The organism is Bacillus sp. S71, assembly GCF_016625265.1.
In the GTDB taxonomy this organism is placed as follows: Bacteria; Bacillota; Bacilli; order Bacillales; family Bacillaceae_G; genus Bacillus_A; species Bacillus_A cereus.
Map to the genome: position 1 here is coordinate 586,736 of NZ_JACVUW010000002.1, position 26,634 is coordinate 613,369.

Genomic DNA, 26,634 nt, shown 5'->3' on the forward strand with positions numbered 1-26,634 from the left:
AATTCAGTAGGGGAGTGGAGTATGTATGCGATTAAGTGAATTAAGTGGTAAAGAGGTTGTAGATATAGAAAAAGCGGAAAAAATGGGAGTCTTAGGTTATATGGATTTAGAGATTAATGAGAAAGACGGACAAATACAAACACTTATAATACCTGTAGGGAAGTGGGGAGGTTTTAAAAAGGAACCACAAGAAGTAAGGGTGGCATGGAATCAAATAAAGAAAGTCGGACATGATATGCTTCTTTGTGATAGTATAGATCGTTCAAATTCGGAGTGAAGGATGGCCATTTTGGTCATCTTTTTTTGTATCTACATAGAAACCTGATAAATCATATGTGCATTTGGATTTTCAATCACCATAAACTCGTACATTACATATGATGTGGAGGAAAAAGAAAAAGTAGGCACTTTTCTTATAAATGACAGAAAAAGAAGGTGAATTAGGGAATGTTGACTGAGATGCATATTGCTGTCATAGGAGGAGATGCGAGGCAGCTAGAAGTAATTCGTAAGCTAGTTGAATTGGATGCGAAACTTTCTTTGATAGGGTTTGATCAGTTAGATCATGGTTTCACAGGGGCAGCAAAAGAAAGTATACAAAATTTAGATTTCACTTCTGTAGACGCAATCATTTTGCCGGTTGCAGGTACAAATGCTAAAGGAGAAGTAGATACTATTTTTTCAAATGAAAAAGTTTCAATAACGAAAGAACAAATTGAAAATACACCAGAACACTTTACTATATATTCGGGTATTGGTACACCTTACTTGGAAAATCTCGTATCTACTACGAACCGAAAACTTGTTAAATTATTTGATCGTGATGATGTGGCAATATACAATTCTATTCCAACTGTAGAAGGTACATTAATGATGGTAATTCAACATACCGACTATACAATTCATGGGTCCAATGTAATGGTTCTAGGATTTGGTAGAACAGGAATGAGTGTTGCGAGAGCATTTCAATCATTAGGAGCCCATGTCAAAGTTGGAGCAAGACGATCTGAACATATTGCACGTATTACAGAAATGATGTTTTCTCCTTTTCATATGCAAGACATAGAGAAAGAAGTAGGGAATATCGATATTGTAATCAATACAATTCCGCACCTCGTTGTAACAGCGAATGTTATTGCAAAAATGCCAGCTCATACGTTAGTGATTGATTTAGCTTCTAAACCAGGTGGTACTGACTTTAGATATGCGGAAAAAAGAGGAGTCAAAGCGTTGCTAGCACCTGGATTACCAGGTATTGTTGCTCCCAAAACGGCTGGGCAAATTTTAGCAAATGTTCTTTCTCAGTTATTAGCAGCAGATGCAATTGCAAAGGAGGAGGAAAAGAAATGAGTTTGAAGGGGAAACGAATTGGTTTCGGATTTACGGGTTCACATTGTACGTATGAGGAAGTTATGCCGCACTTAGAAAAATTAATTGCTGAAGGGGCAGAAGTACGTCCCGTTGTTTCATACACTGTTCAATCAACAAATACTAGATTTGGAGAAGGAGCAGAGTGGATTAAGAAGATTGAAGAAATAACAGGTTTTAAAGCAATTAATTCAATTGTTGGAGCAGAGCCACTTGGACCTAAAATTCCATTAGACTGCATGGTAATCGCTCCATTAACAGGAAATTCTATGAGTAAATTTGCAAATGCAATGACAGATTCTCCAGTACTAATGGCAGCAAAAGCGACGCTAAGAAATGGCAAGCCTGTCGTATTGGCAGTTTCGACGAATGATGCTTTAGGATTAAATGGGGTAAATCTCATGCGCCTAATGGCCACAAAAAATATCTATTTCGTCCCATTCGGTCAAGATGCGCCAGAGAAAAAACCGAACTCAATGGTAGCTCGTATGGAGTTACTGGAAGATACAGTATTAGAAGCGCTGCAAGGAAAGCAATTGCAACCGGTGGTCGTAGAAAAATTCAGATATATGAATTAAAAAACGAAAAAAAACGGACAATTTTTGATGAAACCATCATTCTTACTGTAGAATATGATAAAATTAACGTTATTAAGATTAGAAGGGGTATTGTATACTCCTTCTGATTCTAAGTTATAGAAGGATTGGTATCTAGAAAGGGGCATAGTGATGGAAAAGCAAAAAACTTTTCATGTCGCTGTAGTTGGAGCAACCGGCGCAGTTGGTGAACAAATGTTAAATACTTTAGAGAAACGAGAATTTCCAATCGGGAAATTAACGTTACTTTCATCTAAACGATCTGCAGGTAAGAAACTTGTATTTAAAGGCGAAGAATTTACAGTTCAAGAGGCAACTCCTGAAAGCTTTGAAGGAGTAGATATCGCACTATTTAGTGCTGGTGGATCTGTATCGAAACAATTAGCGCCAGAAGCAGCAAAACGCGGTGCGATTGTTGTTGATAATACAAGTGCATTCCGTATGACAGAAAACGTGCCACTTGTTGTACCTGAAGTAAATGAAAACGACTTAAAAGAACATAATGGTATTATTGCAAATCCAAACTGTTCTACAATTCAAATGGTAGTAGCTCTTGAGCCAGTTCGTCAGCAATATGGTTTAAAACGAGTAATCGTTTCCACATATCAAGCTGTATCAGGTGCTGGTGCGGCAGCTATTGAAGAACTTCATGAACAATCACAAGCAATCTTAAATGGCGAAGAAGTTAAGGCAAATGTTCTTCCTGTATCAGGTGATAAGAAGCATTTCCCAATTGCTTTTAATGCGATTCCACAGATTGATAAGTTCCAAGATAATGGATTTACATTTGAAGAAATGAAAATGATTAACGAAACAAAAAAAATTATGCATATGCCTGAATTAGAAGTAGCGGCAACATGTGTACGTTTACCAGTTGTATCAGGACACTCTGAGTCTGTTTACATCGAAGTAGAAAAAGAAGGCGTAACAGTAGCAGAATTAAAGAGCTTACTTGCAAATGCGGAAGGTATTGTTCTGCAAGATAATCCAGAAGAGCAGTTATATCCAATGCCAGCTACTGCAGTAGGTAAAAACGAAGTATTCGTTGGAAGAATCCGTAAAGATTTAAATAACGATAAAGGATTCCATCTTTGGGTCGTATCTGATAACTTATTAAAAGGCGCTGCATGGAATTCTGTTCAAATTGCAGAGCGCTTAGTAAAATTACAATTAGTGTAAACGGCTAAGAGAAGGTGCAAAATATGAAAATAATTGTTCAAAAATTTGGTGGCACATCAGTACGTGATGACAATGGACGTAAGCATGCGCTTCATCATATAAAGAAATCATTAGCTGCTGGTTATAAAGTAGTTACTGTCGTATCTGCTATGGGTCGTAAAGGTGAACCATATGCAACGGATACGTTATTAAGTCTTGTAAATCAAGAGGAATCTACTATTTCTAAACGTGAGCAAGATTTATTATTATCGTGCGGAGAGTTAATCTCTGCAATTGTTTTCTCTAATATGTTGAATGAGAACGGTGTAAAAGCAGCAGCATTAAATGGTGCACAAGCTGGTTTTGTAACGAATGATGACTTTACGAATGCAAAGATTATTGAAATGAATTGCGATCGTATACATGAAGAGTTAGAAAATATAGATGTAATCGTCGTTACAGGATTCCAAGGGCAAACGAAAAAAGGTGATACGACAACACTTGGACGCGGAGGTAGTGATACTTCAGCTTCAGCATTAGGTGTTGCACTTCATGCTGAATACATCGATATATTCACTGATGTAGAAGGTGTTATGACTGCGGATCCTCGTATTGTAAAAGATGCACGTCATCTTCAAACTGTAACGTATAACGAAATTTGTAACATGGCTTATCAAGGTGCGAAAGTCGTTCATCCACGTGCAGTTGAAATTGCGATGCATGCAAAAGTGCCACTTCGTGTACGTTCTACGTATTCTGATAGTGAAGGTACGCTTATTTCAGCATATGACGGTGCTACAAGAGGTCGTGATGTAGAAGAACGTCCTGTTACAGGTATCGCCCACGTATCGAACGTAACGCAAATTAAAGTGCTTGCAAAAGAAACGGCATATGATTTGCAACAACATGTGTTTAAAGAGATGGCGAACGAAGGAATAAGTGTCGATTTAATTAATATTTCACCTACTGGTGTAGCATATACGGTGAGTGATAATGTATCAAGTCATGCAGTTAAATTATTAAAGAACCTTGGATATGAGCCAATTGTGACAGAGCATTGTGCGAAAGTATCTATCGTTGGAGCTGGAATGGCAGGATACCCAGGGGTTACTGCGAAAATCGTTACAGCTTTAGCGGAAAAAGGTATTCAAATCCTGCAATCGGCAGATAGTCATACAACAATTTGGGTTCTTGTAAAAGAAACTGATTTAGTGGAGGCTGTAAATGCATTACATAGTGCGTTTGAGCTTTCAAAAGAAAAGCAACTGGAACAATAAGGAGTGAGACCATGATAGATTTTGGGACAATTGCAACCGCGATGGTAACACCGTTTGATATAAACGGGAATATCGATTTTGCAAAGACAACGAAATTGGTAAATTATTTAATTGATAACGGTACAACAGCAATCGTGGTAGGAGGAACGACAGGAGAATCTCCTACATTAACTTCAGAAGAGAAAGTAGCGTTATATCGCCATGTCGTATCTGTTGTCGATAAAAGAGTGCCCGTAATCGCTGGAACAGGTAGCAATAATACGCATGCTTCTATTGACTTAACTAAAAAGGCAACAGAAGTTGGTGTGGATGCAGTAATGCTAGTAGCACCGTATTATAACAAACCGAGTCAAGAAGGAATGTATCAGCATTTTAAAGCAATTGCTGAAAGTACGCCGCTTCCGGTTATGCTATATAACGTTCCAGGACGATCTATTGTACAAATCTCCGTTGATACAGTTGTTCGTTTATCAGAAATAGAAAACATTGTTGCTATTAAAGATGCCGGCGGCGATGTGTTAACAATGACAGAAATCATTGAAAAAACAGCGGACGACTTTGCGGTATACAGCGGTGATGACGGTTTAACGTTACCAGCTATGGCAGTTGGAGCGAAAGGTATCGTTTCGGTAGCCTCTCATGTTATCGGAAACGAAATGCAAGAAATGATTACAGCATTTCAAGCAGGAGAATTTAAGAAGGCACAAAAATTACATCAATTACTTGTAAGAGTAACTGATTCATTATTTATGGCGCCAAGTCCAACTCCAGTAAAAACAGCGTTACAAATGGTTGGATTAGATGTAGGTTCTGTACGTTTACCACTTCTTCCATTAACAGAAGAAGAAAGAGTAACGTTACAATCTGTAATGCAATCTATCCCTCGTTAATAAAAAATGACCTAGTGTAGGACTAGGTCATTTTTTATTATATGCAAATCTTTTCCTCTTTTTCTTACTTATATGTGTTCTTATAAGAATATTAATCGCTTCTTCATTATGTGTATAAGAAAATAATCGTACCCCTTTAACTGAGTCAAAAAATGATAGATATTATGGCATAAACGTAATAAACTACGGTGTCTGTTTTTAGAGAAATCCCCTCAAATGTGACGTAATTCATAAAAAAACTCCATTTTGTAAGTGTTTTTGTTGGATTCTAGAAAAATAAATCTTGAAACTCCCTATTATGAAATGAATTTAGCGTATGTATGGCTAGTTCTTCAAAATAATATGGAGTATAAAATCGGAGTAAATATAAAGGAAATACGTTCGATACTTTTGTTGTCATTCCGTTCTTTTCCTCTTTCTTTCGCACGATTTAACTTGTGTTCTATTTCTTGTATCAGGTATAATATGGCTAAGTAGCTTAGTACGGGTATGCTTAGCAAAATTGGGAAAAATTATAATTTAATTAAATTTTCATATCATATCGAATAAGATATTTGATTTATATAATGAAAGAGAGGTGAAACCTGGTTTAAAAAATAAACAAGGACATGATATCGCATAACGGTAAGGACATTCGTCTTGGACGGTGAAAATATGGTGGTTGTAGAGTTTCCCCTGGTGTCTCTGCAATTTTAGTGAAATCAGTGTTTGCAAGATTTTTAAACCAGGCAACAACATGAAGAGAAAAGAGAATGAGTCTGTTAAAGTATTTGCTCTTGGTGGAGTAGGTGAAATCGGGAAAAACATGTACTGTGTTGAAATTGATTCTGAAATCTTTATCGTAGATGCGGGGTTAATGTTCCCGGGAGATGAAATGTTTGGAATTGATATCGTTATTCCTGATATTACATATTTAGTGGAAAATCAAGAGCGAGTAAAAGGTTTATTTATTACTCACGGTCATGAAGATCATATTGGTGGAATTGTGTATGTGCTTCGTAAATTATCTATTCCAGTCTATGCAACGAAATTAACAGTAGGACTTATACAAGAAAAACTTGGTGAAGCGGGCATGTTAGGCCGTGTAGACCTAAAAACAATCGATTCAAATTCAACAGTAGAGTTTAACACTACAACAGTGTCATTCTTCGGAACGACACATAGTATTCCGGATTCTGTTGGCGTTTGTTTCCATACATCAAAAGGTGCAATCGTATATACTGGAGACTTTAAATTCGATCAAACTCCAATTGGAAATAGTGGAGCAGATCTTGGGAAAATGGCGCAAATCGGAAATGAAGGTGTACTTTGCCTATTATCTGATAGTACAAATGCAGAGCGTCCAGGGTATACAGGTTCAGAAAAAGAAGTTGGTGTAGAAATTTCTAAAGTGTTCTACGGCGCAGAAGGTCGTATTATCGTTGCTTCATTTGCATCGAATGTACATCGTATTCAACAAGTATTTGATGCAGCTGCCGAAACAGGGCGAAAAGTAGCGGTAGTAGGACGTAGTATGGTGAAAGTAGTAGACATTGCAAGACGTCTTGGTTATTTAGATGTTCCAGAAGGTATGGTTATTTCATTACAAGAAGTAGATAACTTCCCAGAGAAAAAGGTAGCTATTTTAACGACAGGTAGTCAAGGTGAACCGATGGCTGCTCTATCTAGAATGGCAAAACAAGCACATAAACAAATTTCAATTCGTAAAGGTGATACTGTTATCATTGCTGCTTCGCCAATTCCGGGTAATGAAATATCTGTATCAAAAATTATTGATTTGTTATTTAGAGCTGGAGCTGAAGTTGTTTATTACGGCGAAAGAAAAGTTCACGTTTCAGGTCACGGTAGCCAAGAAGAATTAAAATTAATGTTAAATTTAATGAAACCGAAGTACTTTGTACCCGTACATGGTGAGTTTCGTATGCAAAAAGCACATGCGTATTTAGCTGAAGATGTAGGTATTACAAGAGAAAATATCTTTATCGTAGAAAAAGGCGATGTAATTGCTTTTGGTGACGATGAAGCGAACTTAGTCGGTAAAGTACAAGCTGGTAATGTTTTAATTGATGGATTAGGTGTAGGTGACGTTGGTAATATCGTTCTTCGAGATAGAAAGATGTTATCTCAAGATGGAATATTAGTAGTTGTTGTAACACTTGGTAAAGATGAAAAGAAAATTATCTCTGGTCCAGAAATCATTTCACGTGGTTTCGTATATGTTCGTGAATCAGAAGCGTTAATTGAACGATCTACAGAGATTGTACGTATGATTGTTGAGCAGTCAATTAAAGAATATTCGATTGAATGGTCAATGTTAAAACAAAATATTCGTGAATTATTAGGACAGTTCTTGTACGAAGAGACAAAGAGAAAACCTATGATTTTACCGATTATTATGGAAGTATAAAAAAGATTACCCTTATGGGTGATCTTTTTTTCTTTTTAACCCTATCGAATGAAATTTATAACTTAAGAAATAATAGTTATATACGAGTGAAAGGGGATGCGAAATGACAGAACGTGATCGATATACAAATGAAGAAAAAGAAGCTGAGCCAAAAGAAGCTGGAAAAGAGGCTTCAATAGTAGAAAAAATTCAACAGCTTGGACAGACAAATGTACCACAGATGAATGAATCACGTATTCATTGTTTAACGATTATCGGACAAGTGGAAGGTCATGTTCAATTACCGCCGCAAAATAAAACAACAAAATACGAGCATATCATTCCGCAAATTGTTGCGATTGAACAAAATCCAAAAATTGAAGGTTTGCTGTTAATATTAAATACGGTTGGAGGTGACGTTGAAGCTGGACTAGCAATTTCTGAAATGGTAGCTTCACTTTCAAAGCCAACAGTATCTTTAGTTTTAGGTGGGGGACATTCCATTGGTGTACCGATTGCTGTTTCTACTGACTATTCGTTTATTGCGGAAACTGCGACGATGACAATTCATCCAATTCGTTTAACAGGTCTTGTCATAGGTGTGCCACAAACATTTGAGTATTTGGATAAGATGCAAGAAAGAGTCATTCGTTTTGTGACGAAGCACTCGAAAGTAACAGAAGATCGTTTTAAAGAGCTTATGTTTGCGAAAGGAAATTTAACGCGAGATATTGGGACGAATGTAATTGGTGGGGATGCAGTAAAGTACGGTCTTATAGATGATGTTGGTGGTATTGGAAATGCAATTCGAAAATTAAACGAATTAATCGATGTTCGCGCGGAAGGTAGTGCAGAAGGGACAATGTTACAATGATTTTATATACAATTATGCCAGAGCAACTTGTGTATCCGGCCGATTATTCACAATGTGAAAGTCAAAAAGTTGTAAATATAAATGGTGTGGAATTAATGGTTTCTGAAGAGGAACATGGGTGTTATTCTATTGTACGTGTGCTAAGTACGGACCCACTTCACTATTTAGAGTTTGAGCCAGGTCAGAAAATAACCTTTTAGCAAAAAGAAGGATTTTGTTTAGAAGCTATGGTATAATATAAAAAACAAGACGGTTGAGCAGCCATGAGTAGGCTGCTTTCTTCTGTTTATTTAGCATTTTACAAGAAGTGTAAAAATAGAAGATATAAAGACCTGAAAAATAGAGAAAACAGACATATAAATAGAGCGTTTTTAGGAGAGCTTTACTTATATGTAGAACACGAGGTGAAGAAATGGCAAAACAAAAGCAAAGAGGGACGAAGGCAAAGGCAAGACGTACGATAAAGCCAACTTTGTATTATGAAATCGTCGGTTTAACTCTTTTTGCACTTTCAATCATTACGATTTTACAGCTAGGCGTTGTAGGGAAATCGTTTGTGTTATTTTTTCGCTTCTTCTTTGGTGAGTGGTACATAATTGGTGTGTTAGGTGTAATAGCTTTATCGGTTTCCTTTGTTATAAAACGCGGATGGCCGAACCTTTTAAATAAACGGTTAATTGGATTTTATTTAATTGTATTGGCAATATTAATGTTTAGTCATATTACATTATTTAACCTTCTTACAAAAGATGGAGCAGTGCAAAATACTTCTGTTATTGTGAGTACGAAAGATAACTTCTTTCTTGAAATGAAAAAAGGGCCAGATAGCGTTCATTTAGGTGGTGGTATGTTTGGTGCGCTTATGTTCGCGACATGTTACTTCCTATTCGACGAAGTAGGAGCCTATATCATTGGAATTATTTTAGTTATTCTCGGGGTACTCTGTATAACAAATAAACATATTGGAGAAGTGTTAGCTCCAGTTGGTAGAATTCTTAGAAGTCAATTTCAAGTGATACAAGGGGATTATAAAGATTGGAAATCCAAAAGAACGGCTGAACAAACAGAAAAGAAAAAAACAACAAGAAGTACAAGAAGCAAACGTGCTGCAGAACAAGAAGAAGTTATTGAGCCGATGGAAGAAATCCAAATTGATCCGCCAATTATTTCAAATTTCACTGAGAATTATCCTGTAAATGAAGAAGAGGATAAACGAATTGAAGTAGAGCAAGAAGATTTGATCACTTCACCGTTTATTGAAGAGACTCCACCAATTGAAGAATCAAAGAAAAAGCGTGGAGAAAAAATTGTTGAATCGTTAGAGAGTGAAGCGCAAGCACCTCCTATGCAATTTTCAAATGTAGAAAATAAAGATTACAAGCTTCCTTCACTTGATATATTAAAATTTCCAAAGAATAAGCAAGTTACAAATGAAAACGCGGAAATTTATGAGAATGCTCGTAAATTAGAACGTACATTCCAAAGTTTCGGAGTGAAAGCGAAAGTAACCAAAGTGCATAGAGGTCCTGCAGTTACAAAATATGAAGTGTATCCTGATATGGGGGTAAAGGTAAGCAAAATTGTCAGTTTAAGTGATGATTTAGCCCTTGCTTTAGCTGCAAAGGACATTCGTATTGAGGCGCCAATTCCCGGGAAATCAGCTGTAGGGATCGAAGTTCCGAACTCAGAAGTTTCGATGGTAACGCTGAGGGAAGTTCTTGATTCTAAGGCTAATAATCATCCGGAAGAGAAGTTGTTAATTGGTCTTGGCCGAGATATTACAGGTGAAGCTGTATTAGCCCGTTTAAATAAAATGCCCCATTTACTCGTAGCTGGTGCGACAGGTAGCGGGAAAAGTGTATGTATTAATGGTATTATTGTTAGTATTTTAATGCGTGCAAAACCGCATGAAGTAAAATTAATGATGATTGACCCGAAAATGGTAGAGTTAAATGTATATAACGGTGTGCCTCATTTGTTAACGCCAGTTGTAACTGATCCGAAAAAAGCATCGCAAGCATTGAAAAAAGTTGTGAGTGAGATGGAACGTCGTTATGAATTATTTGCTCATAGTGGTACACGTAACATTGAAGGATACAATGATTATATAAAAGAACATAATAGTCAATCAGAAGCGAAACAACCCGAATTACCGTATATTGTAGTAATTGTGGACGAGTTAGCAGATTTAATGATGGTTGCTTCGTCTGATGTAGAGGATGCGATTATGCGTCTAGCGCAAATGGCTCGTGCTGCTGGTATTCATTTAATTATTGCAACGCAACGTCCGTCAGTTGACGTTATTACGGGTGTTATTAAAGCAAATATTCCATCGCGTATTGCATTCGCTGTATCTTCTCAAACAGATTCTCGTACAATTCTTGACGGTGGTGGTGCAGAAAAGCTACTAGGTCGTGGCGACATGCTGTTTATACCAATTGGTGCATCGAAACCTGTACGTGTACAAGGCGCATTTTTATCAGATGATGAAGTTGAGAGAGTTGTAGAATATGTTATTGGACAGCAAAAAGCACAATATCAAGAAGATATGATTCCGCAAGATGTTCCTGATACGAAGCAGGAAGTAGAAGATGAATTATATGATGAAGCGGTTCAACTTGTAGTGGAAATGCAAACAGCATCTGTTTCTATGCTGCAACGTAGGTTTAGAGTAGGTTATACGCGAGCTGCTCGTCTAATTGATGCAATGGAAATGAATGGTGTAGTAGGTCCATATGAAGGTAGTAAACCGAGAGAAGTACTCATTAATGATGTACAAGAAAAAAGTTCTTAAAAAAAGCCTAATTGTTTTTACAATTAGGCTTTTTTATATAGTGTTTTTGTTATATACTATACTCAGCAATAAAGAAAGGGCTTACATTTATAGGGGCCCTATAGAATACGAATACTTTGAGTATGTTTTATGTAAATGTTCGATATTTAATGCAGAAAAATGTTGGATTTTGTTGACACGTATGAGAGCAAGTGGTAAGATTACTTCGAAAAGAATCACTGCCTCATATAATCTTGGAGATAAGGTCCATAAGTTTCTACCTGGCAACCATGAATTGCTAGACTATGAGGGGAAAAGTGTGTAACAAAGGATGTAAAGGATCTTTGTGCCGAACTTTTTCTCGAAATGAGGAATGTTTATGGTGCAAAGTTTTTTTTATACAGTAAAGAGTGAAAATTTCATTTTAAAAAATTATTATTATTTATTCGACAATTGTGCTTATTTTTAGTGGTTAGTCATTTGTACTATGTTGTAAGTTGAAAAAAGAGAAAAGAAGTCTTACATCAGAGGTCGAATAATTGAAATGCGGGGGAGTCTTATGTCAGTAAAATCCGATAGTCGTCACCTATATTTACGGGTGATTGATCACATCAAAGAAAAAATTAAAGATGGGGCTTATAAAGAACGACAAAAGTTACCATCAGAGTTTGATTTAGCGAAAGAACTTGGCGTAAGTAGAGCGACTTTAAGGGAAGCGTTACGTATTTTAGAAGAAGAAAATGTTGTCATTCGTAGACATGGTGTAGGGACATTTGTAAATGCAAAGCCATTATTTTCTTCTGGAATAGAACAACTTTCTAGTATTACAGATATGATTTCTAGTGTGGGGAAAACACCAGGAACGATCTTTTTATCATCATCTACTACAACTTTAACAGAAGAGGAAAAAGAGAAGTTTAATAGTGAAGATGGTTTTAATGCAGTGATGATTGAACGCGTGCGTACAGCAGATGGGGAACCTGTTGTATATTGTATCGATAAACTTGCAAAAGAAATATTGCCAGATTTATCGGGTTACAATGAGGAATCATTATTAACGGTGATACATAATAACACGCATAAGCGCATAACATATGCGGTTGCTCACATTGAGCCAATTGGCTATCACCCTAAAATCTCACCAATTTTAGAATGTGAGCCTGAAACAGCACTGCTTGTATTAAAACAAATGCACTATGATCAAAATGATGAGCCAATCTTATATTCTATCAATTACTTTAGAGCTGATAAGTTTAGCTTCCACGTATTAAGAAAGCGTATGTAGGTAAGTTCCTTTTTAGGGAGGTGACAGCAAGAAGTAAGGGACAGCAGCGAAAGAATAAATAAATATATATCATTTTTGGAGGGGTTTCTAGTATGAAGAAAAAAGCAGGTCTTTTATTATCATTAACATTAGTAGCAAGTACAGTTTTAGGTGCATGTGGTAACTCGGATAAGGCAAGCGGTGACAAGAAAGACACGAAAGACTTCAAGGTTGGTATGGTAACGGATGTTGGGGGCGTTGATGACAAATCGTTCAACCAATCTTCTTGGGAAGGACTAAAAAAGTTTGGTAAAGATAACGGATTAAAGGAAAAGACAAATTATCGTTACCTACAGTCTGAAAAAGAAGCGGATTATATTCCAAACTTAAAGAAATTTTCAAAAGATAAGTATGATTTATCTTTCGGAATTGGTTATAAATTAGAAGGTGCAATTAAAGAAGTAGCAAAAGAATCTCCAAAACAACAATTTGCAATCGTTGATACTGTAGTAGATGCACCAAACGTAACGAGCATTACATTTAAAGATCATGAAGGATCATTCCTTGTAGGTGCGGTAGCAGCTATGTCAACAAAATCGAATAAAGTAGGATTTGTTGGTGGGATGAAGAGTGATTTAATTAGTAAATTCGAAAATGGATTTAAAGCGGGTGCAAAAGCAGTAAATCCAAACATTGAAATCGTATCTGAATATGCAGAAGCATTTGATAAACCTGAAAAAGGTACAGTTCTTGCATCAGCAATGTATGGTCAAGGCGTAGATGTAATTTATCATGCTGCTGGTGGTACAGGTAACGGTGTATTCACTGAAGCGAAAAACCGTAAGAAAAAAGGTGAAAATGTTTGGGTAATCGGTGTTGACCGTGACCAAAACCAAGAAGGTATGCCTGAAAACGTAACATTAACTTCAATGGTAAAACGTGTAGATATCGCTGTTGAAAAAGTAGCACAAGAAGCGAAAGACGGTAAGTTAAAAGGCGGTAAAGTAGAAGCATTTGGTTTAAAAGATGACGGTGTTGGTATTGCAAAAACAACTGACAACGTGAAAAAAGTTAACCCTGAAATTTTAACAAAAGTAGAAGAGCTTGAAAAGAAAATTACAGACGGTGAAATTAAAGTACCAGCTACAGATAAAGAGTATAAAGAATATGAAGCTTCTCTAAAAAAATAAATAGAGAAATAGCAAAGGTTAGTTCATAGAACTAACCTTTGTATGTATAAAACTTCCGAATTGCTTAATAAGTTAATAGTGTAATAGGGAATGTTCCCTGTTAAAAGGAGGAACACAATGGAATACGTAATTGAGATGAATAACATTACGAAAGTATTCCCAGGCATTGTAGCGAATGATGATATTACGCTGCAAGTAAAGCAGGGTGAGATACATGCTTTACTTGGAGAAAATGGTGCAGGGAAATCCACATTGATGAATGTACTATTTGGTTTGTACCAACCAGAACAAGGTGAAATTAAAATTAAAGGAAAGTCTGTAAACATTACCAATCCGAATGTGGCAAATGACCTTGGTATTGGAATGGTTCATCAGCACTTTATGCTTGTTCATAATTTTACAGTTACAGAAAATATTATTCTCGGAAATGAACCGAAGAAAAAAGGGAAAATTGCTGTTGAGGAAGCTGCTAAAGAAATTCAAAAACTGTCTGAACAATACGGTTTAGCTGTAGATCCATATGCGAAAATACAGGATATTTCAGTTGGTATGCAACAGCGTGTTGAGATTTTGAAAACTCTTTACCGCGGTGCAGAAATTTTAATATTTGATGAACCAACAGCTGTGTTAACACCGCAAGAAATTCATGAGCTAATTCAAATTATGAAAAAGCTTGTGCAAGAAGGAAAATCTATTGTTCTTATTACACATAAGTTGAAAGAAATTATGGAAGTTTGCGATCGTTGTACGATTATTCGTAAAGGAAAAGGAATTGGAACGGTTGACGTTGCAAATACGGATGAAAATAAACTTGCAGAATTAATGGTCGGACGTCAAGTGAATTTTAAAACAGAAAAAATAGACGCGAAACCAAAAGAAGAGGTACTTTCAATTGCAAACCTTGTTGTTCACGATGCACGTCAACTACCTGCTGTAAAAGGCCTTGACTTAACTGTTCGTGCGGGGGAAATTGTTGGGATTGCAGGGATTGATGGAAACGGACAAAGTGAATTAATAGAAGCAATTACTGGTTTACGAAAAGTTGAGTCAGGTTCTATTGCAATTAAAGGGAAAGAAATAACAAATTGGCCTGTTAGAAGAATAACAGAAGAAGGAATTGGTCATATTCCAGAAGATCGTCATAAACACGGACTCGTCCTTGATTTTTCTGTTAGAGATAATATAGTTCTGCAAACGTACTATAAGAATCCGTTTTCAAAGAAAGGGATTTTAAATTTCAGCAAAATTACAGAAAAAGCAAAGGCTCTTATTGAACAGTTTGATGTACGTACACCTAGTGAGCAAACGTTAGCACGCGCTCTATCTGGGGGAAATCAACAAAAAGCAATTATTGCACGTGAAGTAGACCGTGATCCAGATTTATTAATCGCAGCACAGCCAACACGTGGTTTAGATGTAGGAGCAATTGAATTTATTCATAAGAGATTAATAGAGCAAAGGGATAAAGGGAAAGGTGTATTACTTTTATCACTAGAGTTAGATGAAATCTTAAATGTTAGCGATCGAATTGCTGTTATTTATGAAGGGAAAATTGTAGCAATAGTTGATGCGAAAGAAACGAATGAACAACAGCTTGGATTGTTAATGGCTGGAGGAACAAAGAAGGAGCAGGTGGGTACAAATGGCTAAAAAACTTTTAACAGAACGAACGATAAATATTTTAGTCCCAGTACTATCCGTTATTTTTGGCTTACTTGTCGGAGCGATTGTAATGCTAGTTAGTGGTTATGATCCAATTGTGGGTTATAGTGCACTTTGGACAGGGATGTTCGGCAGCGCAAGTGCGATTGGTGAAACGCTTCGTACAATGATACCGCTTATTCTTGCTGGTTTATCAGTGGCGTTTGCATTTCGTACAGGTTTATTTAATATCGGGGTAGAGGGTCAATTGCTAGTTGGTTGGCTTGCAGCGGTTTGGTTCGGTTATGCAGTTTCACTACCAGCTTTCCTTCATATTCCATTATCTATTTTATTCGCAGCATTGGTAGGAGGAATTTGGGGCTTCATTCCTGGATATTTAAAAGGAAAGTTTCAAGTTAATGAGGTTATTGTAACAATTATGATGAACTATATCGCATTATATGTAACATATGACATCATTAAGCGCTTTTTACATGAAGGTAATGATAAAACGTATGACATTAAAGAGAGTGCATCACTATCTTCAGACTGGCTTGCTTCTATTACTGATGGTTCGCGTCTTCACTGGGGAATTATTGTAGCAATATTAATTGCTATTTTAATGTGGTTCTTATTAGATCGAACAACTTTAGGCTACGAATTAAAGTCGGTAGGATTTAATCAGCATGCTTCTCAATATGCAGGTATGAAAGTTTCTCGTAATGTAGTATTCTCCATGACAATTGCTGGTGCATTTGCGGGGATTGGTGGAGCGATGGAAGGATTAGGAACATTCCAGAGTATGACAGCGATGTCTTCGTTTACAGGAGTAGGATTTGATGGGATTGCTGTAGCATTACTTGGAGGGAATAATCCGTTTGGGATAATCCTTTCAGCTTTATTATTTGGTGGTTTGAAAAGTGCTTCCCCTCAAATGAACTTTGAGGCAGATGTACCATCAGAGCTTATTAATGTAATTATTGCATGTATCATCTTCTTTGTTGCATGTAGTTATGTGTTAAGATGGGCGCTTACACGCATGAGCAAGGAGGGGAAATAAATGAGCTTTTTAGATATATTAGCCATTCTTGTGACGGGTACGTTATATACATCGGCACCTATCATTTTCACAGCACTAGGTGGTGTATTTAGTGAACGATCGGGTGTTGTAAATATCGGATTAGAAGGACTAATGCTATTTGGTGCATTTATTGGAGTTGTTACAAACTTATTAATGGGTGATACTTGGGGAACGATGACTCCGTGGATTGCGTTATTATTTGCGGCAATTGGTAGTGGATTATTTGCATTACTTCATGCGGTAGCTTCTATTACATTCCGAGCAGATCAAGTTGTAAGTGGTGTAGCAATTAACTTCTTATCTCTTGGTTTAACGGTATTTGCAATTAAGAAGATTTTTGATAAAGGGCAGACTGACTTTATTCAGTATCGTATTGAAAAGATTGATATTCCAGGCCTTTCGGATATTCCGGTTTTAGGGAAAATATTTTTCTCGAACGTACCAATAACGTCGTATATTGCCATTATTTTAGCATTCGTTGTTTGGTATGTTATTTATAAAACACCGTTCGGTCTTCGTCTACGTGCTGTTGGTGAACACCCAATGGCAGCGGATACGATGGGGATTAACGTATATAAAATGCGCTATATTGGGGTCTGTATTTCAGGAGTGTTTGCTGGAATTGGTGGAGCGATTTTTGCAATGTCAATTTCTAATAACTTCTCAGGGGCAACTATTACAGGACAAGGTTTCTTAGCTTTAGCTGCTATGATTTTTGGAAAGTGGAATCCACTAGGCGCACTAGGTGCAGCTCTATTCTTTGGTTTTGCACAATCTCTTAGTGTAACGGGCGGAACAATTCCTGTATTAGATCAAATTCCAAGTGTTTTATTAACGATATTACCATATGTATTCACAATATTAGCGCTTGTTGGTTTTGTAGGTCGTTCTGAAGCTCCGAAAGCATTAGGAACTCCTTATGAAAAAGGAAAACGATAAGTATTTTATAAGTATAAAAAAGCTCGCACATTAGTGTGGGCTTTTTTACATAGAATATATTTAATACGGAATTTTACTATGTTCCTTACATATTAAAGTTTTTAGAAAGAATCATATGTAAGCATAATAAGGGAGAAAAGTTGATTTTTTATTTCTAAAAACTGTATATTGAAGAGGAATATTCCTATATACGTAAAGGAGGGCTATAAATGAAACTAATGGAACAACAACTACATGAGTTAGGTGGTTTGCGCGTACATATTATTCCGACTGATAAATATAAAACGAATACCTTTGTATTTCGTTTTAAAGCGCCTTTAAATGAGGAGACGGTGACAGAGCGTGCCCTATTGCCATACGTATTGCAAAGTGCGACAGAAAAATTACCTTCTGTAATTCGTCTTCGTCAATATTTAGAAGAATTATACGGGTCTTCTTTAGCAGTAGATGTAAGTAAAAAAGGGGAAGACCATATTATCTCCATTTATGTAGACATTGCAAATGAAGTATATTTACATGATGCACCACCGTTATTTGAAAAAGCGCTTTCTATGTTGTCGGATATTGTGTTACATCCAGCGACGGAGGGGAACGGTTTCCTGCCTTCTATCGTAGAAAGTGAAAAAAGAGCACTGTTACAGAGAATTGAAGCTACTTATGACGATAAAATGCGTTATGCAAACGAGCGTTTAATTGAAGAAATGTGCAAAGTAGAACCGTATCGTTTAAGTGCAAATGGAAAAAAAGAGAGTGTTGCTTCTATTACAAATGAAAGTCTGTATCAATATTATCAAAAGGTGTTAGCGGAAGATGAGATGGATCTATATATTATTGGTGATATTTCAGAAAACGCCGTTGATCTTGTAAGTAAGTATTTTTCTATTTCAGCTCGTCCAGTGAGAGAAAGAAATGTACTCCTTCATAGACGAAATAATGAAGAAAAAGAAGTTGTTGAAAAACAAGAATTAAAACAAAGTAAATTACACATCGGTTATCGTACATTTGTCACATATAAAGATGAAGATTATTTTGCATTGCAATTGTTCAATGGATTGTTTGGTGGTTTTTCTCATTCGAAGTTATTCGTAAATGTGCGTGAAAAAAATAGTTTAGCGTACTATGCAGCATCGCGCTTTGAAAGTCATAAAGGTTTATTATTTGTTATGTCAGGAATTGAAGCGAAAAATTATGAAAAAGCAGTTGAGATTATTAAAGAACAAATGCTTGCGATGCAAAACGGAGAGTTTTCTGAAGAAGAAATACACCAAACAAAAAGTGTCATCCAAAATCAAATATTAGAGGCGATTGATACACCGCGTGGATTTGTAGAAATGCTATATCATGGTATTATTTCAGATCGTACACGTCCAGTTGAAGAATGGCTTACAGGTATAGAAAGTGTGACAAAAGAAGAAATTGTAAAAGTTGCTAAAAATATTGAACTAGATACAATTTACTTTTTACAAGGAACGGAGGGAGAGTAAATGGAGAAAATTATTTATGAGCAATTAAAAGAAACACTCTATTATGAAAAACTTCCTAATGGATTAGATGTATATGTTTTACCGAAACAAGGATTTAATAAAACATTTGCGACGTTTACGACGAAATATGGTTCAGTAGATAATACATTTGTACCATTAGGGAAAGAAGAAATGATTCGTGTACCTGATGGGATTGCACATTTTCTTGAGCATAAATTATTTGAAAAAGAAGATCACGATGCCTTCCAATTGTTTAGTAAACAAGGAGCATCGGCAAATGCTTTTACATCCTTCACACGAACAGCTTACCTTTTTTCATGTACTTCAAACGTAGAACAAAATTTAAATACATTACTAAACTTTGTGCAAGAGCCTTATTTCTCTGAAAAAACAGTTGAAAAAGAGAAGGGGATTATTGGGCAAGAAATTCAAATGTATCAAGATAACCCAGATTGGCGTTTGTACTTTGGGTTAATTGATAGCTTGTTTGTAAAACACCCAATTAAAATTGATATTGCAGGGACAATCGAATCTATTAGTAAAATTACGAAAGATTTATTATATGAATGTTATGAAACATTTTATCATCCGAGCAATATGTTATTATTTGTTGTGGGTGCAATTGATCCAGAGAAAACAATGGATTTAGTACGTGAAAATCAAGCAAAAAAAGATTATAAAAACCAGCCAGAAATTGTGCGTTCATTTGAAGAGGAACCAAATGAGGTAAATGAAAAGAAAAAAATTATTTCAATGCCTGTGCAAACACCGAAATGTTTAGTTGGTATTAAAGCGACTAATTTAAAAGAAAAAGGGCAAGCGCTTTTAAAACAAGAAATTGCGCTTACGTTACTTTTAGATTATTTATTTGGAAAAAGTTCTGTTCATTACGAAGCTTTATATAATGAAGGGCTTATTGATGATTCATTCTCGTATGACTATACAGAAGAAAATAACTTCGGTTTTGCAATGGTTGGCGGTGATACGAAACAACCTGATGAATTGGCAGATCGTTTAAAAGATATTTTATTAAAAACAGATTATGATCAATTAGATGCGGCGGCATTAGAACGAGTGAAGAAAAAGAAAATTGGTGGTTTTTTACGCTCGTTGAATTCACCAGAATATATTGCAAATCAATTTACACGATATGCGTTTAATGAATCTAGTCTATTTGATGCATTGACTGTATTAGAAGGGCTAACCGTTCAAGACTTACAAGAAGTAGCAAAATTATTGTTATCAGAAGAAAAAATGAGTGTTTGTCAGGTGTTACCGAAAAAATAACATTTTAAAGATACCCTCATCTTATCATTGAAAAATTGTAAGATGAGGGTATTATTTAGTTGTGTAAAAAGTGAACTTGTAGAGATAAGAGAGGGAATTTATGAAAAAGTATGCGTTAGTAACTGGAGGGAGCGGAGGGATTGGCTCTGCTATTTCGAAACAATTAATTCAAGATGGATATACAGTTTATGTTCATTACAATAACAGTGAAGGAAAGGTATTGGAATTGCAGAAAGCATGGGGGGAAGTTATCCCTGTGCAAGCGAATTTGGCTTCTAGTGATGGAGCAGAGCAATTGTGGAGACAAATTGAACATCCTATTGATGTTATTGTATATGCAGCTGGGAAGAGTATTTTTGGACTAGTAACAGATGTAACAAACGATGAATTGGATTATATGGTAGAACTTCAAGTGAAGAACGTATATAAATTACTTTCAATGGCACTTCCGCCTATGATTGGGAGGAGAAGTGGTAATATTGTAATTGTTTCATCTATATGGGGACAAATAGGGGCTTCTTGTGAAGTGCTTTATTCAATGGTAAAAGGGGCGCAAAATTCATATGTGAAAGCTTTGGCGAAAGAAGTGTCTTTAAGTGGATTACGTGTGAATGCGGTAGCACCAGGAGCAATTGAAACGGAAATGTTAAGTGTTTTTTCTGAAGAAGATAAAATGGGAATTGCTGAAGATATACCATTAGGTAGAATAGGGTTACCAGAAGAAGTAGCAAAAACAGTTGCATTCCTCGTATCACCAGGAGCATCTTACATAACTGGACAAATCATCGGAGTGAATGGTGGTTGGCACTGTTAAAAATTTCTTACATAAAAAATGAACAGTTGCACAAATTAAGCATGATTTTATTACTCAATAGTGAGGTGCTTAATTATGTCAGTATTAGATAATTTTGATCAGTGGAAGAGCTTTTTAGGAGATCGTTTAGAGCAAGCGCAAGGAAAAGGTTTAGACGGCGGTGCGGTATCAGATATGGCATTTCGTGTTGGCGACTACCTTGCTAATGAAGTAGAAGGACGCAATGACCAAGAGAAATTATTAGCTGAGCTTTGGAAAGTTGCTGATGAACAGGAGCAACATACCATTGCAAACTTAATGGTTAAGTTTGTACAACATAAGTAAAAGTAGAGAGGAGATTCTCCTCTCTACTTTTTTTGTATAATAATTACACAGGATAGATTATACATTTAGCTTCCCTATTAAGGTGAAATCATATAATATAGTACGTAGGTGTAAAGTAAGCAAGGGGAGTGATCTTGGATGATTGAATGGTATTTTGAATATGAAATACATAAAAACCGACCTGGCTTGCTTGGTGACGTTTCTTCGTTAATCGGTATGCTCGGCATTAATATTGTCACAATTAATGGTGTAGATAATGCACGACGTGGGTTACTTCTTATGTGTGATAATCAAGAGCAAATCTCTAGACTTGAATCAATTTTAAATACGATGGATAACATAACGGTAACGAAATATCGTCCGCCCAAGCTAAGAGATAAGCTAGCGGTTAGGCATGGTAGGTACATACAACGAGATGCAGATGATAAGAAAACATTTCGATTTGTGCGTGATGAATTAGGCTTACTTGTAGACTTTATGGCAGAAATTATGAAAAAAGAAGGCCATAAACTAATTGGGATACGCGGAATGCCTCGTGTCGGAAAAACAGAATCCATTGTTGCTGCAAGTGTTTGTGCAAATAAAAGGTGGTTATTTGTATCATCTACTCTTATTAAGCAAACTGTTCGTAGTCAATTAATTGAAGATGAGTATAGCGATGACAATATTTTCATCCTAGATGGAATTGTGTCAACGAAGCGTGCTAACGAAAGACATTGGCAGCTCGTTCGTGAAATTATGAGATTGCCTGCAACAAAAGTTGTAGAACATCCTGATGTATTTGTGAGTCAGTCAGAATACACATTGGATGATTTTGATTATATTATCGAGTTGCGCAACGATTATGATGAAGAAATTCAATATAATTTAGTAGATGAAATTGAGCAAGGTACGCAAAATAATTTCTCTATGTTTGACTTTTAAAGAAATATTGAGGTGTTAGTAGTGACGGAATTGGGACAAAAGCTGAAAGAAGCAAGAGAAGCGAAAGGCTTGACTATTGATCAGCTGCATGAGATTACAAAAATTCAAAAACGCCATTTAGTGGCAATTGAAGAAGGCAATTATGATGTATTGCCAGGAGCTTTTTATGCGCGTGCATTCATTAAACAATACGCAGATGCGGTTGGATTAAATGGAGAGGAACTGCTTGTAGAACATCAGAGTACGATACCACAATCTGAAAAGCGTGAAGTTCCACAAGTATCAACGGGACAAAAAACACAAGAAACAATGCAAAAATCTTCATCATGGCCAATTGCAGATCACATGCCGAAAATCTTAGTTGCGTTGTTAGTAATCGCAGTTGGAGTGGTAATCTGGTTTGTGTTTCAAGCGTTAACTGGAAAAGATGATGAAAAAGTTCCGAGTGCTCAAAGTGAGAAAATTGAAGTTCAAAAAGCAAAAGATTCTCCGTTAGATACGAAGAAAGATGAAGCGAAAGCGGAAGAGCCAAAAAAAGAGGAACCAAAGAAAGAAGAACCAAAGAAAGAAGAGCAACCAGCACCACCAACGGGACAGCAAGAAGTGAAAGTAGTTGGAACAACTGGTAAGGTATCTACTTTGGAAATTCATAATAATAAAACGTTAGAATTGGAAATCATAGCGAAGGGTACAAGCTATGTAGATGTTAAAGATGATGCGGGTAACGAAATTTTAAACACTACAGTACAAGGTGGTCAAACAGAAAAACGTGATGTATCAACATTAAAAGAAGTACGACTTAATATTGGAAATGCAACGAATGTTGAAGTTAAACTGAATGGCCAAGTGGTTGCTTTCCCATTGGACCCAGAAAAAGAACTTCACCAAAGATTGGTGATAAAAAACCAAGGGATAGGGCAACCTGCACAATAACAGTCATCGCTTCGATGACTTTTTTCAATGAACAAATGTTTTTGATATGATGGAGGAATAGCTGTGAATTTACCAAATAAAATTACAATATCTAGAATCTTCTTAATTCCAATTTTCATGGTAATTATGTTAGCGCCCTTTAATTGGGGTTCATACACAATTGGTGATGTTGATTTACCAATTCAACATTTAGTGGGGGCACTTATCTTTATCGTTGCTTCAGCTACAGATTGGATTGATGGACATTACGCAAGGAAGTATAATCTTGTAACGAACTTAGGAAAGTTTCTTGATCCGTTAGCTGATAAATTACTTGTTTCAGCAGCACTTATTACATTGGTAGAGATGCGATATGTACCGGCTTGGATTGTTATTGTAATTATCAGTCGTGAGTTTGCTGTAACAGGTTTACGTCTTGTACTTGCTGGAACAGGGGAAGTAGTTGCGGCAAATCAGCTAGGGAAAATTAAGACATGGACACAAATTATTGCGATTGCAGCATATTTATTACACGATGTACCTTTAAATTTAATCCATATTCCAGTTGCGGATATCTTCATATGGATTGCATTAATCTTTACTGTTATTTCAGGATGGGATTATTTCTGGAAAAATAGAGCTGCATTTGTAAACTCAAAATAGAAGTTTGTGGGGGAATTGGGATGAATGCTGAGATTATTGCGGTTGGAACTGAATTATTACTTGGACAAATTGCAAATACAAATGCCCAGTTTTTATCTGAAAAGTTGGCTTCAATTGGAATTAACGTGTACTATCATACTGTTGTTGGTGATAATAATAAGCGACTGCAAAAGGCAATTGAAGCTGCGGAAGAACGTGCTGATATCCTTATTTTTACAGGTGGGTTAGGGCCGACAAAAGATGATTTAACGAAAGAAACAATAGCGACTAGTTTAGATGAAAAGCTTGTGTATGATGAAAAGGCATTAGCCTTAATAAGTAATTACTTTAAGCGTACAGGCCGTGAATTTACGGAGAATAATAAAAAGCAAGCGCTCGTTTTAAATGGAGCAACAGTATTTGCAAATGACCACGGTATGGCGCCGGGTATGGGGGTAAATAAGAACGGAAAAGTTTATATTTTATTACCAGGGCCGCCAAAAGAAATGAAACCAATGTATGTAAGTTACGTAGAGCCTTTTTTACGTAATTTTACAACAGGAGAAAACATTTATTCACGTGTGCTTCGTTTCTTCGGTATTGGGGAGTCCCAATTAGAGGTGAAAGTTCAAGATTTAATTGATGGACAAACAAACCCAACAATTGCCCCGCTAGCAAATGATGGAGAAGTGACATTACGTTTAACTGCTAAGCATCAAAATGTTAGCGAAGCGGAGAAACTAATTCAACATGTGGAAGATTTGATTTTAGAAAGAGTAGGAGAATTTTTCTACGGATATGACCAAGAATTTTTGCATTATAAGGCAATCGAGTTATTGAAGAGAAAAGGGTTAACTTTAGCATGTGCAGAAAGTTTAACAGGTGGTCTTTTTGGAAATCAAGTAACTGAAAATGCTGGTGTTTCTTCTGTATTTAAGGGCGGTGTCATTTGTTATCATAATGATGTGAAGCAACATGTTTTACGTGTGCCTGAAGAAGTATTGCATACTGATGGTGCAGTTAGTAAGGAATGTGCTCGTTATCTTGCTGAAAATGTTAAGGATTTATTAAAAGCGGATATCGGAATTAGTTTCACTGGGGTAGCAGGGCCAGATGCGTCAGAACAGAAAGAGCCAGGAACAGTATTTGTTGGATTAGCGATTAAAGGTGAACAAACTGCAGTCTTTCCTCTTAATTTAAGTGGAAGTCGTCAACAAATTAGAGAACGATCAGCAAAATATGGATTTTATCATTTATATAAAAAGCTAGAAGAGATATAAGTCTCTTCTAGCTTTTTTTATAGTTAAATTCCGTATTTGTGTGATGGAAAATAAAAAAATCGAATAAATGTTCGATTTTTGTTGGCAAATTGAATTGAAAATAGGTATAATAAGATTAGCAATTCAGTTAAGGAGGAATTTTGAATGAGTGATCGTCAAGCGGCATTAGATATGGCGTTAAAACAAATAGAGAAGCAATTCGGTAAAGGTTCAATTATGAAATTAGGAGAACAAGCGGAACGTAGAATTTCTACAATTTCAAGTGGTTCTTTAGCACTTGATGTGGCGCTAGGGGTAGGCGGATACCCACGTGGCCGTATTATCGAAATTTACGGACCTGAAAGTTCAGGTAAAACGACAGTTTCATTACATGCAATTGCAGAAGTACAACGTCAAGGTGGACAAGCAGCATTCATCGATGCGGAGCACGCAATGGATCCTGTATATGCACAAAAATTAGGCGTTAACATAGATGAATTACTATTATCACAGCCTGATACAGGGGAGCAAGGATTAGAAATCGCAGAAGCACTTGTACGAAGTGGTGCGGTTGACATTATCGTAATTGACTCTGTAGCAGCTCTTGTACCGAAAGCAGAGATTGAAGGAGACATGGGTGACTCACACGTAGGTTTACAAGCACGTTTAATGTCACAAGCACTTCGCAAGCTTTCAGGAGCAATCAACAAATCAAAAACAATTGCAATCTTTATTAACCAAATTCGTGAAAAAGTTGGGGTTATGTTCGGAAATCAACTACAAGTTGCTTAATCGAAAAGATTAAGGAGTTTACCATGGGTTTCCCTTGCTAGTGATAGCATGTTAAAAAACCTTGTGAACCTTATTGCCTAAGGGTGTAACTATCCATATAGTTGCTAACGGTGAAGCCCACCATTATTTAGGGTAATACCGTGCCAAGCTCCATAGTGATATGGGGAAGGTGTAGAGACTACCGAAAAGGACTTTTAGTTAACTGAGTAGGGTACGGCAGATGATAGGCTACTGCTGGAAGTGCAAGGCTCTCTGTAAAGAGATGAAGAGATAGTCCAGACTATAGAGATGGAAAATCTATAGATAGTGCCAGAAACAACTCCAGGTGGTCGTGCGTTGAAATTCTATTCAACTGTCCGTCTTGAAGTGCGTCGTGCGGAGCAATTAAAGCAAGGTAACGACATCGTTGGTAATAAAACAAAAGTAAAAGTAGTGAAAAATAAAGTAGCGCCACCATTCCGTGTTGCTGAAGTTGATATTATGTACGGAGAAGGTATTTCAAGAGAAGGTGAAATCTTGGATATGGCTTCTGAGCTTGATATCGTTCAAAAGAGCGGTGCTTGGTATTCTTATAATGAAGAACGTTTAGGACAAGGTCGTGAAAATTCGAAGCAATTCTTAAAAGAGAATACGGACTTAAGAGAGGAAATTGCCTTCTTTGTTCGTGATCATCACGGAATTGGTGAAGATTCTGGTGTGGAAGACACGGAAGATTCAACTCTTCAAGATTAAAAAATAAAAGACACGGGTCCCGTGTCT

Annotated in this window: 23 protein-coding genes, 2 pseudogenes and 1 riboswitch; all 25 genes and pseudogenes read left to right on the forward strand. The window is 36.5% G+C overall.

Annotated features, from left to right (window positions below):
* The first annotated feature begins 25 nt into the window (after nucleotides 1–25).
* Nucleotides 26–277 carry a YlmC/YmxH family sporulation protein gene (locus IBT51_RS06550; protein ID WP_001239757.1) on the forward strand — a complete coding sequence of 84 codons (252 nt, stop codon included), beginning with the start codon at nucleotides 26–28 and terminating at the stop codon, nucleotides 275–277.
* 170 nt (nucleotides 278–447) lie between these two features.
* Nucleotides 448–1,350, forward strand: a complete 903-nt coding sequence (gene dpaA / locus IBT51_RS06555; protein WP_000954735.1) for a dipicolinic acid synthetase subunit A — start codon at nucleotides 448–450, stop codon at nucleotides 1,348–1,350.
* Entirely contained in the window at nucleotides 1,347–1,946 is a 600-nt protein-coding gene (gene dpaB / locus IBT51_RS06560; protein ID WP_000053596.1) for a dipicolinate synthase subunit B, read from the forward strand. The genes dpaA and dpaB overlap by 4 nt, the downstream gene beginning before the upstream one ends.
* Before the next feature lie 150 nt (nucleotides 1,947–2,096).
* Nucleotides 2,097–3,143: an aspartate-semialdehyde dehydrogenase gene (asd, locus tag IBT51_RS06565; protein ID WP_000414846.1), complete on the forward strand. Its 1,047-nt coding sequence runs from the start codon at nucleotides 2,097–2,099 to the stop codon at nucleotides 3,141–3,143.
* Nucleotides 3,144–3,166: 23 nt separating this feature from the next.
* Nucleotides 3,167–4,399: an aspartate kinase gene (dapG, locus tag IBT51_RS06570; RefSeq protein WP_053563763.1), complete on the forward strand. Its 1,233-nt coding sequence runs from the start codon at nucleotides 3,167–3,169 to the stop codon at nucleotides 4,397–4,399.
* Between the two features lie 11 nt (nucleotides 4,400–4,410).
* Nucleotides 4,411–5,289 (forward strand): 4-hydroxy-tetrahydrodipicolinate synthase, encoded by an 879-nt coding sequence (gene dapA / locus IBT51_RS06575; protein ID WP_000564763.1) that lies wholly within the window; start codon nucleotides 4,411–4,413, stop codon nucleotides 5,287–5,289.
* 736 nt (nucleotides 5,290–6,025) lie between these two features.
* Complete coding sequence (locus tag IBT51_RS06580; protein WP_000823089.1) at nucleotides 6,026–7,696, forward strand: ribonuclease J; 1,671 nt, start codon at nucleotides 6,026–6,028, stop codon at nucleotides 7,694–7,696.
* Between the two features lie 103 nt (nucleotides 7,697–7,799).
* Complete coding sequence (gene tepA, locus IBT51_RS06585; protein WP_000139807.1) at nucleotides 7,800–8,549, forward strand: translocation-enhancing protein TepA; 750 nt, start codon at nucleotides 7,800–7,802, stop codon at nucleotides 8,547–8,549.
* Nucleotides 8,546–8,749 (forward strand): YlzJ-like family protein, encoded by a 204-nt coding sequence (locus IBT51_RS06590; RefSeq protein ID WP_000605020.1) that lies wholly within the window; start codon nucleotides 8,546–8,548, stop codon nucleotides 8,747–8,749. Before tepA ends, IBT51_RS06590 begins: the two co-directional genes overlap by 4 nt.
* A 212-nt stretch (nucleotides 8,750–8,961) precedes the next feature.
* The gene (locus tag IBT51_RS06595; RefSeq protein WP_053563764.1) at nucleotides 8,962–11,343 is read left to right on the forward strand and encodes a DNA translocase FtsK; all 2,382 of its coding nucleotides are present in this window, start codon (nucleotides 8,962–8,964) and stop codon (nucleotides 11,341–11,343) included.
* A gap of 203 nt (nucleotides 11,344–11,546) precedes the next feature.
* Nucleotides 11,547–11,648, forward strand: a riboswitch (purine riboswitch).
* Nucleotides 11,649–11,881: 233 nt separating this feature from the next.
* Nucleotides 11,882–12,607, forward strand: coding sequence for a GntR family transcriptional regulator (locus tag IBT51_RS06600; RefSeq protein ID WP_000114182.1), 726 nt, complete (start codon nucleotides 11,882–11,884; stop codon nucleotides 12,605–12,607).
* A gap of 92 nt (nucleotides 12,608–12,699) precedes the next feature.
* Nucleotides 12,700–13,776: a BMP family lipoprotein gene (locus IBT51_RS06605; protein ID WP_200458031.1), complete on the forward strand. Its 1,077-nt coding sequence runs from the start codon at nucleotides 12,700–12,702 to the stop codon at nucleotides 13,774–13,776.
* Between the two features lie 117 nt (nucleotides 13,777–13,893).
* The gene (locus tag IBT51_RS06610; protein WP_000456925.1) at nucleotides 13,894–15,426 is read left to right on the forward strand and encodes an ABC transporter ATP-binding protein; all 1,533 of its coding nucleotides are present in this window, start codon (nucleotides 13,894–13,896) and stop codon (nucleotides 15,424–15,426) included.
* A complete protein-coding gene (locus tag IBT51_RS06615) occupies nucleotides 15,419–16,477 on the forward strand; it encodes an ABC transporter permease (RefSeq protein ID WP_001085255.1) in 1,059 nt (352 codons plus the stop codon). The genes IBT51_RS06610 and IBT51_RS06615 overlap by 8 nt, the downstream gene beginning before the upstream one ends.
* Nucleotides 16,478–17,437, forward strand: a complete 960-nt coding sequence (locus tag IBT51_RS06620; protein ID WP_000008857.1) for an ABC transporter permease — start codon at nucleotides 16,478–16,480, stop codon at nucleotides 17,435–17,437. It begins immediately after the preceding gene.
* A 209-nt stretch (nucleotides 17,438–17,646) separates the two neighbouring features.
* Nucleotides 17,647–18,921 carry an EF-P 5-aminopentanol modification-associated protein YfmF gene (yfmF, locus tag IBT51_RS06625; RefSeq protein ID WP_000772413.1) on the forward strand — a complete coding sequence of 425 codons (1,275 nt, stop codon included), beginning with the start codon at nucleotides 17,647–17,649 and terminating at the stop codon, nucleotides 18,919–18,921.
* Nucleotides 18,922–20,208, forward strand: a complete 1,287-nt coding sequence (gene yfmH, locus IBT51_RS06630) for an EF-P 5-aminopentanol modification-associated protein YfmH (RefSeq protein ID WP_000411277.1) — start codon at nucleotides 18,922–18,924, stop codon at nucleotides 20,206–20,208. It abuts the gene before it with no gap.
* A gap of 100 nt (nucleotides 20,209–20,308) precedes the next feature.
* Nucleotides 20,309–21,022 carry an elongation factor P 5-aminopentanone reductase gene (gene ymfI / locus IBT51_RS06635; protein ID WP_000759626.1) on the forward strand — a complete coding sequence of 238 codons (714 nt, stop codon included), beginning with the start codon at nucleotides 20,309–20,311 and terminating at the stop codon, nucleotides 21,020–21,022.
* Nucleotides 21,023–21,097: 75 nt separating this feature from the next.
* A complete protein-coding gene (locus IBT51_RS06640; protein ID WP_000114444.1) occupies nucleotides 21,098–21,346 on the forward strand; it encodes a DUF3243 domain-containing protein in 249 nt (82 codons plus the stop codon).
* 138 nt (nucleotides 21,347–21,484) lie between these two features.
* Nucleotides 21,485–22,270 carry a DUF3388 domain-containing protein gene (locus IBT51_RS06645; RefSeq protein WP_000574107.1) on the forward strand — a complete coding sequence of 262 codons (786 nt, stop codon included), beginning with the start codon at nucleotides 21,485–21,487 and terminating at the stop codon, nucleotides 22,268–22,270.
* Nucleotides 22,271–22,291: 21 nt separating this feature from the next.
* A complete protein-coding gene (locus tag IBT51_RS06650) occupies nucleotides 22,292–23,203 on the forward strand; it encodes a helix-turn-helix domain-containing protein (protein WP_000137474.1) in 912 nt (303 codons plus the stop codon).
* 63 nt (nucleotides 23,204–23,266) lie between these two features.
* Complete coding sequence (pgsA, locus tag IBT51_RS06655) at nucleotides 23,267–23,845, forward strand: CDP-diacylglycerol--glycerol-3-phosphate 3-phosphatidyltransferase (RefSeq protein ID WP_001052977.1); 579 nt, start codon at nucleotides 23,267–23,269, stop codon at nucleotides 23,843–23,845.
* 20 nt (nucleotides 23,846–23,865) lie between these two features.
* On the forward strand, nucleotides 23,866–25,104 hold the full coding sequence (cinA, locus tag IBT51_RS06660; RefSeq protein WP_029443109.1) for a competence/damage-inducible protein CinA: 1,239 nt from the start codon (nucleotides 23,866–23,868) through the stop codon (nucleotides 25,102–25,104).
* A 144-nt stretch (nucleotides 25,105–25,248) separates the two neighbouring features.
* Nucleotides 25,249–25,857 (forward strand): annotated as a pseudogene (gene recA, locus IBT51_RS06665) (recombinase RecA); the annotation flags it as partial.
* A 327-nt stretch (nucleotides 25,858–26,184) separates the two neighbouring features.
* Nucleotides 26,185–26,607, forward strand: a pseudogene (locus IBT51_RS06670) (recombinase RecA family protein); the annotation flags it as partial.
* Nucleotides 26,608–26,634: the final 27 nt, after the last annotated feature.

Coding starts and splice junctions, on each gene's coding strand:
- cinA (WP_029443109.1), top strand. CDS start 23,866: ATGAATGCTGAGATTATTGCGGTTGGAACTGAATTATTACTTGGACAA.
- ymfI (WP_000759626.1), top strand. CDS start 20,309: ATGAAAAAGTATGCGTTAGTAACTGGAGGGAGCGGAGGGATTGGCTCT.
- tepA (WP_000139807.1), top strand. CDS start 7,800: ATGACAGAACGTGATCGATATACAAATGAAGAAAAAGAAGCTGAGCCA.
- IBT51_RS06600 (WP_000114182.1), top strand. CDS start 11,882: ATGTCAGTAAAATCCGATAGTCGTCACCTATATTTACGGGTGATTGAT.
- IBT51_RS06590 (WP_000605020.1), top strand. CDS start 8,546: ATGATTTTATATACAATTATGCCAGAGCAACTTGTGTATCCGGCCGAT.
- IBT51_RS06645 (WP_000574107.1), top strand. CDS start 21,485: ATGATTGAATGGTATTTTGAATATGAAATACATAAAAACCGACCTGGC.
- IBT51_RS06620 (WP_000008857.1), top strand. CDS start 16,478: ATGAGCTTTTTAGATATATTAGCCATTCTTGTGACGGGTACGTTATAT.
- IBT51_RS06580 (WP_000823089.1), top strand. CDS start 6,026: ATGAAGAGAAAAGAGAATGAGTCTGTTAAAGTATTTGCTCTTGGTGGA.
- IBT51_RS06610 (WP_000456925.1), top strand. CDS start 13,894: ATGGAATACGTAATTGAGATGAATAACATTACGAAAGTATTCCCAGGC.
- IBT51_RS06605 (WP_200458031.1), top strand. CDS start 12,700: ATGAAGAAAAAAGCAGGTCTTTTATTATCATTAACATTAGTAGCAAGT.
- yfmF (WP_000772413.1), top strand. CDS start 17,647: ATGAAACTAATGGAACAACAACTACATGAGTTAGGTGGTTTGCGCGTA.
- IBT51_RS06615 (WP_001085255.1), top strand. CDS start 15,419: ATGGCTAAAAAACTTTTAACAGAACGAACGATAAATATTTTAGTCCCA.
- IBT51_RS06550 (WP_001239757.1), top strand. CDS start 26: ATGCGATTAAGTGAATTAAGTGGTAAAGAGGTTGTAGATATAGAAAAA.
- IBT51_RS06640 (WP_000114444.1), top strand. CDS start 21,098: ATGTCAGTATTAGATAATTTTGATCAGTGGAAGAGCTTTTTAGGAGAT.
- yfmH (WP_000411277.1), top strand. CDS start 18,922: ATGGAGAAAATTATTTATGAGCAATTAAAAGAAACACTCTATTATGAA.
- dapG (WP_053563763.1), top strand. CDS start 3,167: ATGAAAATAATTGTTCAAAAATTTGGTGGCACATCAGTACGTGATGAC.
- dpaA (WP_000954735.1), top strand. CDS start 448: ATGTTGACTGAGATGCATATTGCTGTCATAGGAGGAGATGCGAGGCAG.
- dapA (WP_000564763.1), top strand. CDS start 4,411: ATGATAGATTTTGGGACAATTGCAACCGCGATGGTAACACCGTTTGAT.
- asd (WP_000414846.1), top strand. CDS start 2,097: ATGGAAAAGCAAAAAACTTTTCATGTCGCTGTAGTTGGAGCAACCGGC.
- IBT51_RS06595 (WP_053563764.1), top strand. CDS start 8,962: ATGGCAAAACAAAAGCAAAGAGGGACGAAGGCAAAGGCAAGACGTACG.
- dpaB (WP_000053596.1), top strand. CDS start 1,347: ATGAGTTTGAAGGGGAAACGAATTGGTTTCGGATTTACGGGTTCACAT.